13 protein-coding genes and 2 pseudogenes are annotated in these 14,981 nt (G+C 63.1%); 4 read left to right on the top strand and 11 right to left on the bottom strand.

The annotated features are described in order from the left end of the window. Positions 1-160 precede the first annotated feature (160 nt). Positions 161-1,258, top strand: a complete 1,098-nt coding sequence (gene nspC, locus ACXHGZ_RS08850; RefSeq protein WP_084857987.1) for a carboxynorspermidine decarboxylase — start codon at positions 161-163, stop codon at positions 1,256-1,258. A 33-nt stretch (positions 1,259-1,291) separates the two neighbouring features. Further along, the gene (locus ACXHGZ_RS08845) at positions 1,292-2,536 is read left to right on the top strand and encodes a saccharopine dehydrogenase family protein (protein WP_084857986.1); all 1,245 of its coding nucleotides are present in this window, start codon (positions 1,292-1,294) and stop codon (positions 2,534-2,536) included. A gap of 220 nt (positions 2,537-2,756) precedes the next feature. On the opposite strand, the gene ACXHGZ_RS08840 is transcribed toward ACXHGZ_RS08845, so the two are convergent. Next, positions 2,757-3,803, bottom strand: a complete 1,047-nt coding sequence (locus ACXHGZ_RS08840) for a class I SAM-dependent methyltransferase (RefSeq protein ID WP_480463378.1) — start codon at positions 3,801-3,803, stop codon at positions 2,757-2,759. A 288-nt stretch (positions 3,804-4,091) separates the two neighbouring features. After that, on the bottom strand, positions 4,092-5,675 hold the full coding sequence (mqo, locus tag ACXHGZ_RS08835; RefSeq protein WP_480463377.1) for a malate dehydrogenase (quinone): 1,584 nt from the start codon (positions 5,673-5,675) through the stop codon (positions 4,092-4,094). 292 nt (positions 5,676-5,967) lie between these two features. On the opposite strand from mqo, the pseudogene ACXHGZ_RS08830 reads away from it, so the two are divergent. Then, positions 5,968-6,225 (top strand): annotated as a pseudogene (locus ACXHGZ_RS08830) (M42 family peptidase); the annotation flags it as partial. A 203-nt stretch (positions 6,226-6,428) separates the two neighbouring features. Here the strand turns inward: ACXHGZ_RS08830 and ACXHGZ_RS08825 are convergent. From ACXHGZ_RS08825 to ACXHGZ_RS08810, 4 genes are all read right to left on the bottom strand, one after another. Beyond that, positions 6,429-6,647, bottom strand: a complete 219-nt coding sequence (locus ACXHGZ_RS08825) for a hypothetical protein (RefSeq protein ID WP_480463375.1) — start codon at positions 6,645-6,647, stop codon at positions 6,429-6,431. A 68-nt stretch (positions 6,648-6,715) separates the two neighbouring features. Beyond that, on the bottom strand, positions 6,716-7,180 hold the full coding sequence (locus ACXHGZ_RS08820) for a PA2171 family ribosome-binding persister protein (RefSeq protein WP_480463374.1): 465 nt from the start codon (positions 7,178-7,180) through the stop codon (positions 6,716-6,718). A 202-nt stretch (positions 7,181-7,382) separates the two neighbouring features. Then, positions 7,383-7,673: a con-10 family general stress protein gene (locus ACXHGZ_RS08815; protein WP_480463372.1), complete on the bottom strand. Its 291-nt coding sequence runs from the start codon at positions 7,671-7,673 to the stop codon at positions 7,383-7,385. A 159-nt stretch (positions 7,674-7,832) separates the two neighbouring features. Further along, on the bottom strand, positions 7,833-8,318 hold the full coding sequence (locus ACXHGZ_RS08810) for a VOC family protein (RefSeq protein WP_480463370.1): 486 nt from the start codon (positions 8,316-8,318) through the stop codon (positions 7,833-7,835). Between the two features lie 125 nt (positions 8,319-8,443). On the opposite strand from ACXHGZ_RS08810, the gene ACXHGZ_RS08805 reads away from it, so the two are divergent. After that, complete coding sequence (locus ACXHGZ_RS08805; protein ID WP_480463368.1) at positions 8,444-9,259, top strand: protein phosphatase 2C domain-containing protein; 816 nt, start codon at positions 8,444-8,446, stop codon at positions 9,257-9,259. Here ACXHGZ_RS08805 and ACXHGZ_RS08800 read toward each other — a convergent pair. The 5 genes and pseudogenes from ACXHGZ_RS08800 to ACXHGZ_RS08780 all read right to left on the bottom strand — a co-directional run bounded on the left by ACXHGZ_RS08800 (position 9,239) and on the right by ACXHGZ_RS08780 (position 14,737). Continuing rightward, a complete protein-coding gene (locus ACXHGZ_RS08800) occupies positions 9,239-11,860 on the bottom strand; it encodes a bifunctional diguanylate cyclase/phosphodiesterase (protein ID WP_480463367.1) in 2,622 nt (873 codons plus the stop codon). The two genes, ACXHGZ_RS08805 and ACXHGZ_RS08800, sit on opposite strands and share 21 nt — an antisense overlap. Positions 11,861-12,062: 202 nt before the next feature. Beyond that, positions 12,063-12,776 carry an HvfC family RiPP maturation protein gene (locus ACXHGZ_RS08795; RefSeq protein ID WP_480463366.1) on the bottom strand — a complete coding sequence of 238 codons (714 nt, stop codon included), beginning with the start codon at positions 12,774-12,776 and terminating at the stop codon, positions 12,063-12,065. Beyond that, on the bottom strand, positions 12,769-13,602 hold the full coding sequence (locus ACXHGZ_RS08790) for an HvfB family MNIO-type RiPP peptide maturase (protein ID WP_480463365.1): 834 nt from the start codon (positions 13,600-13,602) through the stop codon (positions 12,769-12,771). Before ACXHGZ_RS08790 ends, ACXHGZ_RS08795 begins: the two co-directional genes overlap by 8 nt. Positions 13,603-13,749: 147 nt before the next feature. Further along, a pseudogene (locus ACXHGZ_RS08785) lies at positions 13,750-14,019 on the bottom strand (HvfA family oxazolone/thioamide-modified RiPP metallophore); the annotation flags it as partial. Between the two features lie 166 nt (positions 14,020-14,185). Further along, positions 14,186-14,737, bottom strand: coding sequence for a DUF4174 domain-containing protein (locus ACXHGZ_RS08780; RefSeq protein WP_480463363.1), 552 nt, complete (start codon positions 14,735-14,737; stop codon positions 14,186-14,188). Positions 14,738-14,981 lie beyond the last annotated feature (244 nt).

Here is a 14,981-nt window from a genome sequence, read left to right as displayed (position 1 = left end):
GAGAAGCGCTGCTCGAAGGGTGCCTACGCCCAACGGCTGGCACAGGGCGGATAAATGCGTTGGCAAGTCGGACGAAATGCGCCTTCCACCCTTTCGATATAGGCCAAGTGAAGGCACAATGCGTGTCCTTTTTTTGGCCGGCCTGGCCGGGGGCCTTTAAATGATCAAGACGCCGTACTACCTCATCGACAAACAGAAGCTGCTGGGCAACATGCAGAAGATTGCCTACGTGCGCGAACAGTCCGGGGCCAAGGCCCTGCTGGCACTCAAGTGCTTCGCCACCTGGTCGGTGTTCGACCTGATGCAGCAATACATGGATGGCACCACGTCGTCCTCGCTCTACGAGCTCAAGCTCGGTCGCCAGAAGTTCGCCGGCGAGACCCACGCCTACAGCGTGGCCTGGGCCGACGATGAAATCGAGGAGATGCTCGAGAACTGCGACAAGATCATCTTCAACTCCATCGGCCAGCTGCAGCGCTTCGCCGAGCAGTCCGAAGGCAAGGTCCGCGGCCTGCGTGTCAACCCGCAGGTGAGCAGCTCCGACTACCTGCTGGCCGACCCTGCGCGCCCGTTCAGCCGTCTGGGCGAATGGGACCCTGAGAAGATCGAGAAGGTGATCGAACAGATCTCCGGCTTCATGTTCCACAACAACTGCGAGAACGGCGATTTCGGCCTGTTCGACAAGATGCTCTCGCACATCGAGGAGCGCTTCGGCCACCTGCTGCACAAGGTCGAGTGGGTCAGCCTGGGTGGCGGCATCCACTTCACCGGCGAAGACTATGCCCTGGATGCGTTCTGCGCACGCCTGAAGGCCTTCTCCGAAAAGTACGGCGTGCAGGTGTACCTGGAGCCGGGCGAAGCGGCGATCACCCAGAGCGCCTCGCTGGAAGTCACCGTACTCGACACCCTGTACAACGGTAAGCACCTGGCCGTGGTGGACAGTTCCATCGAAGCGCACATGCTCGACCTGCTGATCTACCGCCTGAACGCCAAGATGGCGCCCAACGATGGCGAGCACACCTACATGGTCTGCGGCAAGTCGTGCCTGGCCGGCGATATCTTCGGCGAGTACCAATTCGACAAGCCGCTGGCTATCGGTGACCGGCTGTCGTTCGTCGATGCGGCGGGCTATACCATGGTCAAGAAAAACTGGTTCAACGGTCTGAAGATGCCGGCCATCGTGGTCAAGCAGCTCGACGGCAGCGTCGAGGTGGTGCGCGAATTCGGTTTCGAAGACTACGTTTCCAGCCTGTCTTGAGGCAGGCCCTTTAAGTAAGGAGCAACAGGTAAATTGAAGAAGAACGTTCTTATCATTGGTGCAGGAGGTGTCGCCAAGGTGGTGGCCCACAAGTGTGCGCAGCATAACGACGAGCTCGGTCGTATTGCCATTGCGTCACGGAACATCTCCAAATGCCAGGCCATCATCGACAGCGTCAAGGCCAAGGGTAGCCTGAAGGTACCCGCCGACATCCAGGCCTTTGCGCTCAATGCCCTCGATGTCGAGGCGACCAAGGCACTGATCCGCGAGACCGAATCGCAGATCGTGATCAACGTTGGCTCCGCCTTCCTCAACATGTCGGTGCTGCGTGCCTGCATCGACACCGGTGCCGCCTACCTGGACACCGCGATCCACGAAGAACCAGGCAAGATCTGCGAAACGCCGCCCTGGTACGGCAACTACGAGTGGAAACACCTCGAAGAGTGCCAACAGAAGAACATTACCGCCATTCTCGGCGTCGGTTTCGACCCGGGTGTGGTGAACAGCTACGCCAAGCTTGCGCAGCAACAGTATTTCGACCGCATTGACTCGATCGACATCCTCGACGTCAATGCCGGCTCCCATGGCAAGTATTTCGCCACCAACTTCGACCCGGAAATCAACTTCCGCGAATTCACCGGGCAAGTCTGGAGCTGGCAGAACAGCCAATGGACCAGCAACAAAATGTTCGAGGTCAAGCGCACCGACGACCTGCCGGTCGTGGGTTCGCAGAACCTCTACCTGACCGGCCACGACGAAGTGCATTCGCTGTCGAAGAACCTCGACGTGCCGAACATCCGCTTCTGGATGAGCTTCGGCGAGCACTACATCAATGTGTTCACCGTGCTGAAGAACCTGGGCCTGCTCTCCGAGCAGCCGGTCAAGACCGCCGAAGGCCTGGAAGTGGTACCACTGAAGGTCGTCAAGGCCGTCCTGCCCGACCCGTCGTCGCTGGCTCCGGGCTACACCGGCAAGACCTGCATTGGTGACCTGGTCAAAGGCACCAAGGATGGCCAGCCGCGCGAAGTGTTCATCTACAACGTGGCCGACCACGAAGAAGCCTTCGCCGAGACCGACAGCCAGGGCATTTCCTACACTGCCGGCGTACCGCCGGTGGCCGCGGCCCTGCTGGTCGCCCGTGGCGAGTGGGATGCCAAGCGCATGGTCAACGTCGAGGAACTGCCGGCCGAGCCGTTCCTCAAGGCGCTGGACGTGATGGGCCTGCCGACCCGCGTGAAAGACGAAAAAGGCGACCGTCCCTGGGACGCGCAAGCCTAAGCAGCAAACGGAAGGGGCGCCAGATGGCGCCCCTTCTGCTTTCAGGTCCGGTTTATTCGCAGATCCTGTTATCCCCGCTGTACCGGTGGGAACGGGCTTGTCCCGCGATCAAGGGCGAAGCCCTTGCCAAGCGCCGATGATATCAGGCCCGCCCCAATCGCGGGACAAGCCCGCTCCCACAGAGGGCGGCGCTCGCCAATCGTGAGCACCACGGATCCTGCTACTTGCGCGCCTCCAGGATCAGGTTGAACGGGGTTTGCGTCGCGCGCCGGAACCGGCTGAACCCCGCCTCCTCGAACACCGCCCGCAAGCGCGCCTCCCCGGCCTGCGCCCCCAGGCCCAGCCCTACCTCCTGGGACAACGAGTTCGGCGTGCAGATGAACGTCGAGGCCGCATAGAACAACCGCCCCACCGGGTTGAGGTTGCCCTCCAGCGAGTCCTCGGCATAGGGCTCGACCAACATCACCGTGCCGTCGTCCTTGAGCGCCTGATAGGCGTGTCGCGCCGCGCCCACCGGATCGCCCATGTCGTGCAGGCAGTCGAAGAAACACACCAGGTCGTGGTCATGCCCCGGATAGTCCTTGGCCGACGCCTGCTCGAAACGCACCTGGCTGGCCACACCGGCCTGTTCGGCGCGTTGACCGGCAATGACGATCGAAGGCCCATGATAGTCGTAGCCGACGAAGCGCGAGGCAGGAAACGCCTGGGCCATGACGATGGTCGAGGCACCATGGCCGCAACCGACATCCGCCACCTTGGCCCCCGCCTGCAACTTGGCGGTGACGCCCTCGAGCGCCGGTAGCCAGTCGGCCACCAGAAACGTCCGGTAACCTGGGCGGAAGAACCGCTCGGTGCCGCTGAACATGCATGGATGATGGTCGCCCCAGGCCAGGCCGCCATCGCCGCGCATGGCCGCCACCAGCTTGTCCTTGTCGTGGAACAGGGCCGCTACCACCGCTGCGCCGCCCGCCATGTAGGCCGGGGACTCCTCGATGGCCAAGGCCATGGCCTGCTCCTCGGGCAGGCTGAACGCACCGTCCTGGTGGACCATGTAGCCCGCCGCGACCTGGGCGCTCAGCCACTCGCGCAACAACCGCGGATGGCAGCCGGTGCGCTGCGCCAATACGTCGGGTGTGACCGGCTGGCTGTCGGCCATGGCCCGGTACAGGCCCAGTTCGTCCCCCAGGATGACATTGGCCAGGCTCGCCGCGGCGCCCATGTCGCCCACCAGCTTGCCCATGAATTCATGAAGCCGTGCCTCGTCCATGACCTGCCCTCCTCTGCAAGAAGGCCACCGTCGGCGACGTCCGGTCCGGGGGGCGGTGGTCGGATGGATAGGATGATACGGGCCTTGGCGAGAGGCCCGGGCTTTAAGTGTAGACGAGCATTGCCGGCCTTTCTCAGGCCAGGTTTGTGCTGGTAATGCCCAAGAGCAATGCGCCGAGTGTCGATAAACGCTCGAGCACCCCGACGTGTGAACAGCGGCCTCCCCTGGGCCCTCGACGCTTCGAAAGCCCCCGGGCCCAAAGGGGCACACTGAATCGATGGCCAGCCCCTAAGGCGCAGCCACCTGGTTTTCACTCTGCTGCGGTGGAGCCAACTCCAGCATCCGGTTGGTATAGGCCCACTCCTCGTGGAGCTTATCGGGGTGGTCGTTCAGACGAAGGCCATAGGACGGGATGATCTGCCGGAACTTCTCTTGCCATGCCGCGGAGGCGGCCTTGTCCTTGAACACCTTGTGCAGCAGGTCGAGCATGATCGGCGGCGCAGTCGAGGCGCCCGGCGAGGCCCCCAACAGGCCGGCGATACTGCCGTCCTGGGCCATGACCACCTCGGTACCGAGCTTCAGTACGCCACCCAGTTCGTCGTCCTGCTTGATGATCTGCACGCGCTGGCCAGCCTGCCAAAGACGCCAGTCTTCCTTCTTGGCGTGCGGGAAGTAGGTCTGCAACGCTTCGAAGCGATCATCGTCGGACTGCATCAGCTGGCCGACCAGGTACTGCACCAGGTCGAATTCACGCACGCCCACCCGTACCATCGGCCAGGTGTTGTGCAACGACATGCTGGCGAACAGGTCGAGCAGCGAGCCCTCCTTGAGAAAGCGCGTGGAGAAGGTGGCGAACGGGCCGAACAGGATCATGCGCTTGCCATCGAGCACTCGGGTATCCAGGTGCGGCACCGACATCGGCGGTGCCCCGGTGGCGGCAATACCATAGGCCTTGGCCATGTGGCGCTGGGCAAGTTCCGGGTTCTCGGTGACCAGGAACGAGCCACCGACCGGGAAGCCGGCGTAGTCCTTGGCCTCGGGGATGCCGGACTTCTGCAGCAGCGGCAGCGCGGCACCACCGGCGCCGATGAACAGGAACTTGGCGTCGGTCGCGGCCTTGGTGCCGTCCTTGAGGTTCTTGTACTCGACGTGCCAGGAGCCGTCGTCGTTGCGGGTGATGTCCTCGACCTCGGTGGACAGCTTCAGGTCGAAGTTCGGCCTGCCCTGCAGGTAGCCGACGTATTGGCGGGTGATCTCACCGAAATTGACGTCGGTGCCGATGGGCGTCCAGGTCACCGCAAGCTTCTGGTTGGGGTCGCGCCCTTCCATCATCAGCGGCACCCATTTGCGGATCTGCTCGGGGTCTTCGGAATACTGCATGGGCTTGAACAGCGGGCTTGCCTGCAGCGCTTCGTAGCGTTTGCGCAGGAACTGGATGTTGTCGTCGCCCCAGACGAAGCTCATGTGCGGTGTGGTGTTGATGAACGAGCGCGGGTTGTTCAACACCCCTTGCTTGACCTGCCAGGCGAGGAACTGCCGGGTGATCTGGAACGACTCGTTGATGTCGATGGCCTTGCTGATGTCGATCTTGCCGTTCTTCTCCGGCGTGTAGTTCAGCTCGGCCAGGGCCGAGTGCCCGGTACCGGCGTTGTTCCAGCCGTTGGAGCTCTCTTCGGCGACCTTGTCCAGGCGCTCGACCATTTCCATGGACCAGCCGGGCTCCAATTCATTGAGCCACACCGCCAGGGTCGAGCTCATGATGCCGCCACCGACCAGCAGCACATCGACCTTCCTGGCCTCGGCGGCCTGGACATTGAGCACGCCGCACGTCAGGCCCAGCAAGGCCCATTTCAAGGTTCCCGTGATCTTCATGTGTTCTCCTGCGAGGCCTCTCGCCTCGATCTGTACTCCATGTGTTCCCCTGGGGCATGCGCCCTGGAATCGGCCTCGCAAGCGAAGTCAGCCCTTTAGATAGTTAGCGCAACTTTCCCGGCCTCTCCAGTTGGATTGCGCCCTGTCGTTCGAAACAAGGGCGTGGCGACCATTCGTCGCCAGGTTGCGAAACAGACCGGAGGATCCGCACGGTTTGCCACTCAGAAGCCATGTAGGGTCGGTTCGACTCTCCACATCAGGTCTTGGCCCGTCTTCGGACGGGCTTTTTTACCAGAAAGGCTATTACACCCCGTCGGTGGTCCGTGCGCTGATGCGCGCCGCCCGGCGCGCCGGCTACCAGGCCCAGGCGGCGCTGCTGGTGGACTTCGCCTCCGATGCCAGCGCGGTGATGAGCTCGGGCGTGGCGGCACGGGCAGGTTGCCTGGCGATCCCGACGGAAAACACCCATGGCGTCGAGATCGTGCTCGACGAAGGTATCGAAGCTTGCGCGGCGACCCTGGTCGAATACCTGCTGGAGCCGAACGGGTGATCTTCGACGTCTGTGCCATGGTTGAAAACGTGATTGCATGGCAAGGGCTTCGCCCTTGATCGCGGGCAAGCCCGCTCCCACAAGATTACCGTTGCCTTCGGGCAGCGAGGTCCCCACAAGATTACCGTTGCCCATGGGTGAGCGAGGTCCCTGTGGGAGCGGGCTTGTCCCGCGATGGGCTGCAAAGCGGCCCCGGCAAGGGTTCAGGGTTGCTGGTAATGCGCAGGCGAGGTGTCCGGTTCATGGTCGTGCTCCAGGCGCTGGACCTGGACGTCGGTGAACGACGACGCCTCCGCCCGATGCAATCCTTGCAGGAAGCTACGCGCCTGCTCGTCGCTGACGGTTTCGTCATCGCTGCGCATTTCGCAGGTGCCCGGCTGGTTGTCGAGGATGTAGCTGATCAGAAACAGGTGCTGGGCCATGGTCGGTTACCTCGGCAGGTTCACGGCAGGGAGTCCACGGCCGGGCGATGCCGACCGTGGATACAGGGTCAGGCGGCGCGGCGCTCGCCCTTGAGCAGTTTTTTCTGTGCCTGCATGGCCTGGCCAAGCTCATCGAGGGCGGCCTCGTCGAACAGTTCCTGCGCCCGCGGGAACATCTCGCTCTCTTCTTCCTCGATGTGGTGCTCGAGCAGTTCCTTGAGGACCTTGACCCGGCCGGCGAACTCCACCGTGTCGGGCTGGGTCTGCAGCAGGTCGGGCAGCACCAGCGAATCGACGGTGCGGTGCTCTTCCTTGGCCTCGTAGTACATTTTCTCGTCTTCCTTGCCGCCGACTTTCCTGAGGGCGGGATAGAAGATCTCTTCTTCGATGGTGGTATGGATCTGCAGCTCCTGCTCCAGCCGCGCCAGCAGCTCACTGCGCTTCTTCACCGCGCGCTCGGTGGTCGTCGACAGGTCGGCGAGCAGCTTCTTCACGGTTTCATGGTCATGGATCAACAGTTCGATTGCGTTCATTCAGCACCTCGTCAGTTGCTCGAAAACACGGTTTGCCTTAGGTGGAGTCATGCCCATGAAGCGGGGTTCAATCCGCTTGACCATTGACCGTGCGAGCGGCCGATCCGGATGCCGAGGCCAAGCGTTGAATTGATCGAGCGCTCAGCATCCGGGGCCGCGTTGCGGCCCCGGATGTGTCGAGTCGATGATGGTTCAGCACAGATCAGCGGTTGTCATCGTCGCTCTTGCGACCACCGCCATGGCTGTGCTGACCACCGACACGACCGGCCTCGGAGGCCCGTTCGGGGTCGTTCTTGAAATTGCCACCGGATACCTGGCCACCCTTGTGGCCGGCTTCGGCTGCGCGTTCCGGATCGTTGGCGAAGTTGCCACTGGAAGCCTGGCCGCCCTTGCGGCCAGCTTCGGACGCCTTCTCCCGATCATTAGCGAAATTGCCTGGGTTGTTCTGTGCGCTACCACCTTGGTTCTTACGGTCGTCTTGATTGCTAGCCATGATTTTCACCTCATGTCAGTTTCACACAGCTGAGTCTGTGTTCATGTACGACGCGAGGTACCCCTAGCTGCGCTCAGTCGATTTACCGACTGGCTGACGAAATGCCTTAAACACTGGAGCCGATGATTTCTTGCGTGCCAATACTCCATTCGCTGTCGGTTATGCCCTGCCCTTGAGTGCTGCCTCGATCCGGGCCACGTCGATCTTGCCCATCTGCATCATGGCCTCGAAGGCCCGCTTGGCTGCCGCCCGGTCGGGGTTGTCCATGGCTTCGAGCAGCACGCGTGGGGAGATCTGCCAGGAGATGCCCCACTTGTCCTTGCACCAGCCACAGACACTTGCCTGGCCACCGTTGTCGACGATTGCGTTCCACAGGCGGTCGGTCTCGGCCTGATCCTCGGTGCAGATCTGGAAGGAAAAGGCTTCACTGTGGGTGAAAGCCTTGCCGCCGTTCAGGCCAACGCAGGGGATACCGGCGACCGTGAACTCCACGGTGATCACATCGCCTGCCTTGCCTGACGGGTAGTCCCCCGGCGCATGGTGCACAGCACCGACCGCGCTGCCGGGAAAGGTGCTTGCATAAAAAGTCGCTGCCTCCAGCGCATCGTCATCGAACCAGAGGCAGATCGTGTTCTTGGCGATCATGGACGTTCTCCACCATCATGTTGGACAGATGCAGTCTAGCCCCTCGACCTGGGCTGGCGAGCGAACCTCGGGCCGGTGGTCCGGGTCGTACAACCTTTCCCCTACCACGAAACGTTCGAGGGACCATGCATTTCGATCTGATTCAAAGCCTGAGCCTGGCCGGCAAAGCCGACGTGCCCAACGATGATCGTATCGGCTGCGCCGACCGCCACGCCTGGGTCATCGACGGAGCGACCGACCTTGGTCCTCCAGGCCTGCTGGGCGAGCGCGGTGGCGCGGCCTGGCTCGCCGCATCGGCCCAGCGCGCCTTCGCCATGGCGACGGGCCCCTTGCAGTCGGTGTGCGAGCAGGTGTTCGACGACCTGGCCCGGGCCTATGCGCGTGACCGTCAGCGCGAGCCGATCGCCGGCTGGGAGCTGCCCCGCGCCGCCTTCGCGGCCGTGGCGCTGGAAGGCGACGAGCTGGTGTGTGCCCACCTGGCCGACTGCGTGGTGCTCCACCGCAGTGCCAGCGGCATCGCCTTCCTGACCCCCGAGCCGGATCGTGAAGCCGAGCGTGCCGAGGCTCGGGCCCTTGGGCCCGGTACCGGCGCCCATGGCGTGCGCACACCGGCCGTGATCGCGGACCGGCGCATCGCCCGTGAACGGCCCAAGGCCGTGCTCGGCGTCGATGCGCTGCTGGTCAAGGCAGGCACGCGCTATACCCGTGCCCCGGTGGCCCGGGGCGACGACCTGGTCTTGATGAGCGACGGTTTCGCAGCCTTGTTCGACACCTATGATGCCTGTACCCCCGACACGTTCATGGCCCGGTTGCTCGACCAAGGCCTGGACGCCCTCGCCCAGGTACTCAGGCGCATCGAGCACGACGACGCTGCCTGCCTACGCTACCCGCGCTTCAAGATGAGTGACGATGCCTCGGCGCTATGGCTGCGAGTGGGCTGAGCCTGTACGGCCACGTCGTGTCCCATCGCCGGCAAGCCCGCGCCCACCTGCGGGCCTTGTGGGAGCGGGCTCGGCCATCATGCGCACCAGCACCTCGTTTTCCACCGGTTTGCTGAGCCAAAAGCCCTGCACCTCGTGGCATTGGTCATCGCTGAGCAGGGCCAACTGTTCGGCGGTCTCGACACCTTCTGCGGTCACGGTCATGCCCATGGCATTGCCCAGGTTGATGATCGCCTGGACCACACTCCGGTCACTGCCACTCTTGCCCAGCGACTGTACGAAACGCTTGTCGATCTTGATGCTGTCGAATGGGTAGGTGCGCAGGTAGCCGAGGGACGAATAGCCGGTACCGAAATCATCCATGTTCAGCCGCACGCCCAGTTCCTTGAGCGCGTTCATGGTGTGCAGGGCACCTTCGACGTCATTGAGCATGACGTTCTCGGTGATCTCCAGCTCCAGCCGGTGAGCCGGCAGACCAGTGGCCCGCAGCGCATCGCCGACATCACGAACCACGTCGCTGCGGCTGAACTGCGCCGGCGACATGTTCACCGAGACCATGACCGGCTGCGGCCAATCCCGGGCCCTGGCACAGGCTTCGCGCAATACCCAGTTGCCCAGCAGCACGATCAGGTCCGATTCCTCGGCCAAGGCAATGAAACGGTCCGGGCGCAACAGCCCGAGCCGGGGGTGCTGCCAGCGCACCAAGGCCTCGACCGAGGCCACCGTGGCGCCATCGACCTTGAAGCGCGGCTGGAAATGCAGCACCAGCTCCCCACGCGGGATGCCCTCGCGCAACTCGCCCTCGAGCATGCGCTTGTCCATCAGCGCGGCGTTCATCTGCGCCGAGAAGTAGCGCCAGGTATTCTTGCCGGCCTGCTTGGCGCTGTACAAGGCCACGTCGGCGTAGCGGATCAGGTCGCTCGGCATGCCGGGGTATTCTGCCGACAGCACCACGCCGAGGCTGACCCCAATCTGCACGGCCTGCCCTTCCACCTGCATGGGCCGTTTGAGCGCCTCGATCACGCGCAGGCAGAAGCGGTCCATGTCGTCACGGTCACCCGGGCGGGCCAGCACGACGACGAACTCATCGCCGCCCAGCCGCGCCACCAGGTCGCTGTCGCGGGTGACCTGGCCGAGGCGTGCGGCCACCTCGATCAGCACGGCATCGCCCGCTGGGTGGCCAAGGCTGTCGTTGATCGGCTTGAAATTGTCCAGGTCGAGCATCAACAGCGCCACCTGGGGCGTTTCCAGGGCCTGCCCGGCCTGTTCGAGGAAACGGAACAGCTTGTTGCGATTGGGCAGGCCGGTGAGCGCGTCGTGTAACGACAGGTGCTGGATCTGCGCATGGGCGGCCACTTCGTCGGTGATGTCACTGCAGGTACCCCTGAAACCCGAGCACACGCCATGGTCGACGATGGCGCGTGCGGCGATCCGGCAGATCCGCTGCTCGCCCAGGTGATCCTTGTACTGGCAGCGCAAGGTGCCAGACGCACGGGTGGCGGCCAGGCCATGCAGCCACGTCTCGACATGGCTGGTATCGCAGGACAACAGCTCGGTGATCGGGCGCTGCAACCAGGCCTGCACGGCATGCCCGGTGAGTTCGGCGAAGCGGGCCGAAAGGTAGGTCAGGCGTAGTTGTGCATCAGTTTCCCAGATCCAGTCCGAGGCCGCTTCGGCCACCGCCTTGAAGCGCTCCTCGCTGGTTTCAAGAGCCGCCTTGGACGCGGCCAGCTGACGGTAACTGTGATCGATACCGGCACTGGCACGGATCGCATGACGGGCGAACAGCGCCATGGCCAGGGCGATCAACAGCAAGGCAATGGCCAAGGGTGGGATCACTGTATGGATCAGCTCGGTACCCGGTTGTGGAATTGCCCAGGTCAGTGCATGCCCACTTCCCTCCAGTGGCAGAAACCCGCTCCCGGGCTGTTCGACAGCCACTTCGCTGATGGAAAAGCCGGACAACCCCACCGACCGGCCAAGCGACTCGAGCACAGCCGGCGAAAGCACGCGGATGAACACCAGCACCGCAGTGGGGCGCGGCAGGTAATGGGCCAGGGATGGCGGGCGGATCACCGCGGCTGCGAACACCGCCGGCTGGCCACGGTACACCAGGTAGCCCGAAGCGGCCTGCTCGGTCTGCTCGGCCGCGCGGGCCATCTGCAGAACGCGCCCGGCACTGTCGCTGTGACGCGCCAGGTCTTCGTCGCTCAATTGCCCATCGACAAGGGCATAGTGGGTGCCGTCGTCATCCAGCACATAGACACCGGCGTAACCATCGGAGGTATAGAGCGTGGCCCCGACGTTGTCCTCGTCATAGGCCCAATGGCTGTCGACCGGCCCGGCCAGATGGTCGTAGGCTGCCTGCCAGTGGGCATGGGTCAGCAGGAAGCTCCTCTCATTCTTTTGCAACTGGGTCAGGGCCGATACTGCATAGAACCGGCTTCGTTCCACCTCCCGCCGGTCCAAGGTCTCGGCGAGACGGTAAAGGGAGACCAGGCCAAGCACCAGCGCCAGCAGCAAGACACCGGAAAACACCAGGATCAGTTGCCGTACCACATGGCTGCGGGTTGACATTTCCTTGCCAGGGTTCACATCCATTCATTCACCATCGCAACCTGAGGGGGTTACCACGATTGACCGGAGCGCCAAGGCAACAAATCGATGCAACTGACGACCGGCTATCGCGGGGCATGTCCAATCGACCGTAGAAGCGACTGCTTGTTTTGTACAGAATAGCCCTGCCGCCACGCTGTCCAGGAATGTTCCATGGCTCGCTTGCACACCCATTTCCAGCCGGTGCTCATGCCGCTGTGCAAGTGCCCACGATCACGCCTTGCTTTCGTAGCCGCTCCAGCAATGCCAGCCCTTGACGTTGGAGCTCTGCGTCCCCCAGCGCTTGCAGGCGCTCGCGGCCGGTTCCGGCAAGCCCCATCAGTAGCTGGTAGGCCATGGGCGTCAAGCGCGCGAACCGGACCTTGAACGCAGCATCCCGATACACCAGCAACAAGGTAGGTACCTGTGGCGGCTCATCGGGTTGGTAATCAGGGCCAATCTGTTCCACGGGCCAGCGGTAGGCCAACACGCGGGCCACGCATGACAGCAACGGGACCTCGTCGAGCAGATCGCCCTCGGGGTTGTGCAGCGCATCCTGGGCGTCACTCAGGTACAGCTGCGCTTCGATCCACTCATAGTGCGCCAGCTCCAGCTGCCAGGGCGTATCGGCTTCGATGCCCTGCAGGTAGTCGATGAAGGTTTCAGCGACCTCGGTGAACAGCGGCGTGTGGCTGCGGTAGTTGGCATAGAAGCCACGCACCCTGGCATGCCAACGCGCCTCGCCCAACGTTTCACGCATGACCGGGAAACTGCCGGCCAATAATCCCTCCACGGTGTTGTAGAACAGCTCCCGGTAGACCTGCAGGCGCCGCTGCTCGATGCCCGGCGGCGGCGGGTTGGCGTGAGGGTCGCGCAGATGGCGGGCGAAGGTCAGTTGCTGGACGCGCAAGGTCTCATCCATGGTGAACGCTCCTGACGGCGTCTTGCAGGGCGCGGATGCGCGCCGTTTCGGCGAGCAGCTCAGCCAGCGGCGGGTAGTTGAAATCGCGCTCGAGCACCGTCGGCTGCACACCGAAGCGCTGGACGGCCAGGGCGAACAACAACCACACAGCGTCCTTCACCGGTGCGCCATGGGTATCGACCTTCAGGTCCGGCGCTTCATCGTAGTGGCCGGCCACGTGCATACCCACCACCCGCTCGGGCGGCAGGCCATCGAGGAACTGCGCGGCATCGTAACCATGGTTGCAGGCGTTCACATAGACATTGTTGACATCCAGCAGCAGGTCGCAATCGGCCTCTTCGAGCACCGCACGGATGAACTCCAGCTCGCTCATGGCCTGATAGGGAGCGGCGTAATAGCTGATGTTCTCCACGGCGATACGCCGCTGCAGAACGTCCTGGGCCTGGCGAATGCGCGCCGAGACATGGTGCACAGCCTCATCGGTGAACGGAATCGGCATCAGGTCGTAAAGATGCCCATCGTCGCTGCAGTAGCTCAGGTGCTCGCTGTACAGGCGCACCTGGTAACGCTCGAGAAACTGCTTCGTACGCGCCAGAAAATCCTGGTCCAGCGGCAGGCTGCCGCCCAGGGACAACGACAGGCCATGGCAGGCGATGGCAAAGCGTTCGGCCAGGCGGTCCAGGCCCTGACCATAGGCGCCGCCGACGCCGATCCAGTTTTCCGGCGCGCATTCGAGAAAGTCGACCGCCCCCTGCTCCATCGCCAGTAATTGGGGTAGCAGACCACGGCGCAGGCCCAGCCCGGCCTGTAAAGAAGTGTCGCTCATAAATTCGAGGCTCCTGGTCGTGTGCGGCCCGAACGAACAGGTCTCGACCTGTCCGTGGGCCAGCAGCAAGGCTTCTCGCCAATTCGCACAAGCCTTGCTGCAACTCAATCAAGCGTTGGTCGGTCAACCATGGGCCTTGCCATCGCCGCCACACTTGCCTTCGCCGCACTTGCCTTCGGCCTTGGTGGCTTTTGCGCCACCGCCGCATTTGCCCTCACCGCACTTGCCTTCGCCCTTGCCGGCTTTTTCGCTGGCGCCGCATTTGCCTTCGCCACACTTGCCCTCGCCCGCTGCCTTGGCCGCGGCCAGTTGGTAGCCCTGTGTCAGGGGTTCGGCTGCGAATGCGGTGTTGCCCAGGACCATGCCACCGATCAGGGCAGCGCCAAGCAGGCCAAGGGTGTTTTTCGACTGTTTCATGGTGTTGCTCCACTGTGGTTGGGAAGTGGAGCCATTTCATCGCGGTGGTGTATCGAGGGTGTATCGGTGACAGCGGGGTTTTGTATGGGAATCGGTCGAGCAGAGAGATTGATACAGTGCGATACATAAACCTGGCCTGGGCGTGCGGACCCAGGCCAGGCGGCCGTCAATCCTCCAGCGGCTTCGGTGGGGCCGCCGGCTTGGCGGGCTTGGCAGGCTTGTTGTCCTTGGGCTTGGCCTCGCTGGAGGTCGCCACAGGCTCCGGCGCTGTCACCGCTTTTTCACTGGCCGGCAGCTCGTCCACGGCCTTGAAGATCACTTGCGGGTCCAGTTTCTCACCGCTGTCGTCGTCCTTGAGCACATGCCGTTCACCGTCCTTGCCCACCAGGATCACCTTGGTGCCTTTGCTGGCGCCGAGCTTGAGCTCGCGGATCAAGGCCATGGTGGTTTGTTGCTCGAGGTGCTTGTCCTCGCGTTTGCCCATCATGTTGGCGACGCTGTACAGGACCAGGCTGCGTTCCTTGAACCCGGCTTGGGTGGCCGGGTCCTTGAGGGCCTCGGTCAACCCTCGCAGGGTCGGGTCGGCGCTACTGGGCGCGATGATGACCAACGGCCTGGCCTTGCCCAGCTCCTTGGCCAGCGGCGCATCGCTGTCGGCAGCGAACAGCGGGCCAGCGATGGCGAGCAAGATGGCGAGGGTGAGTGACCGGACGAGCATGCGCATCTCCTTATTTTCTCGATAAAGACTACTGATCATGGAGAAAGATCCGACCTGCGAGCCTAAACCAGCTGACGGAATACAGGCTCAGGCGAAAGGTAACTGGTCGTTTCCATGCTTCCTCCAGAACGGGCCAATGGCACCTGAGGAACTGGCCCTTCCCACCTGAGCATAGCCCAAAGCCACCCCGATGAAGCGTGCTACAACGCCCGGCACCAGCGGGCGGTTTGTTGGACTCATTGCA

This window comes from Pseudomonas shiyinii (assembly GCF_056725765.1).
The sequence above is the reverse complement of the archived record's forward strand: the minus strand, read 5'-3'. Positions and strand labels throughout refer to the sequence as shown.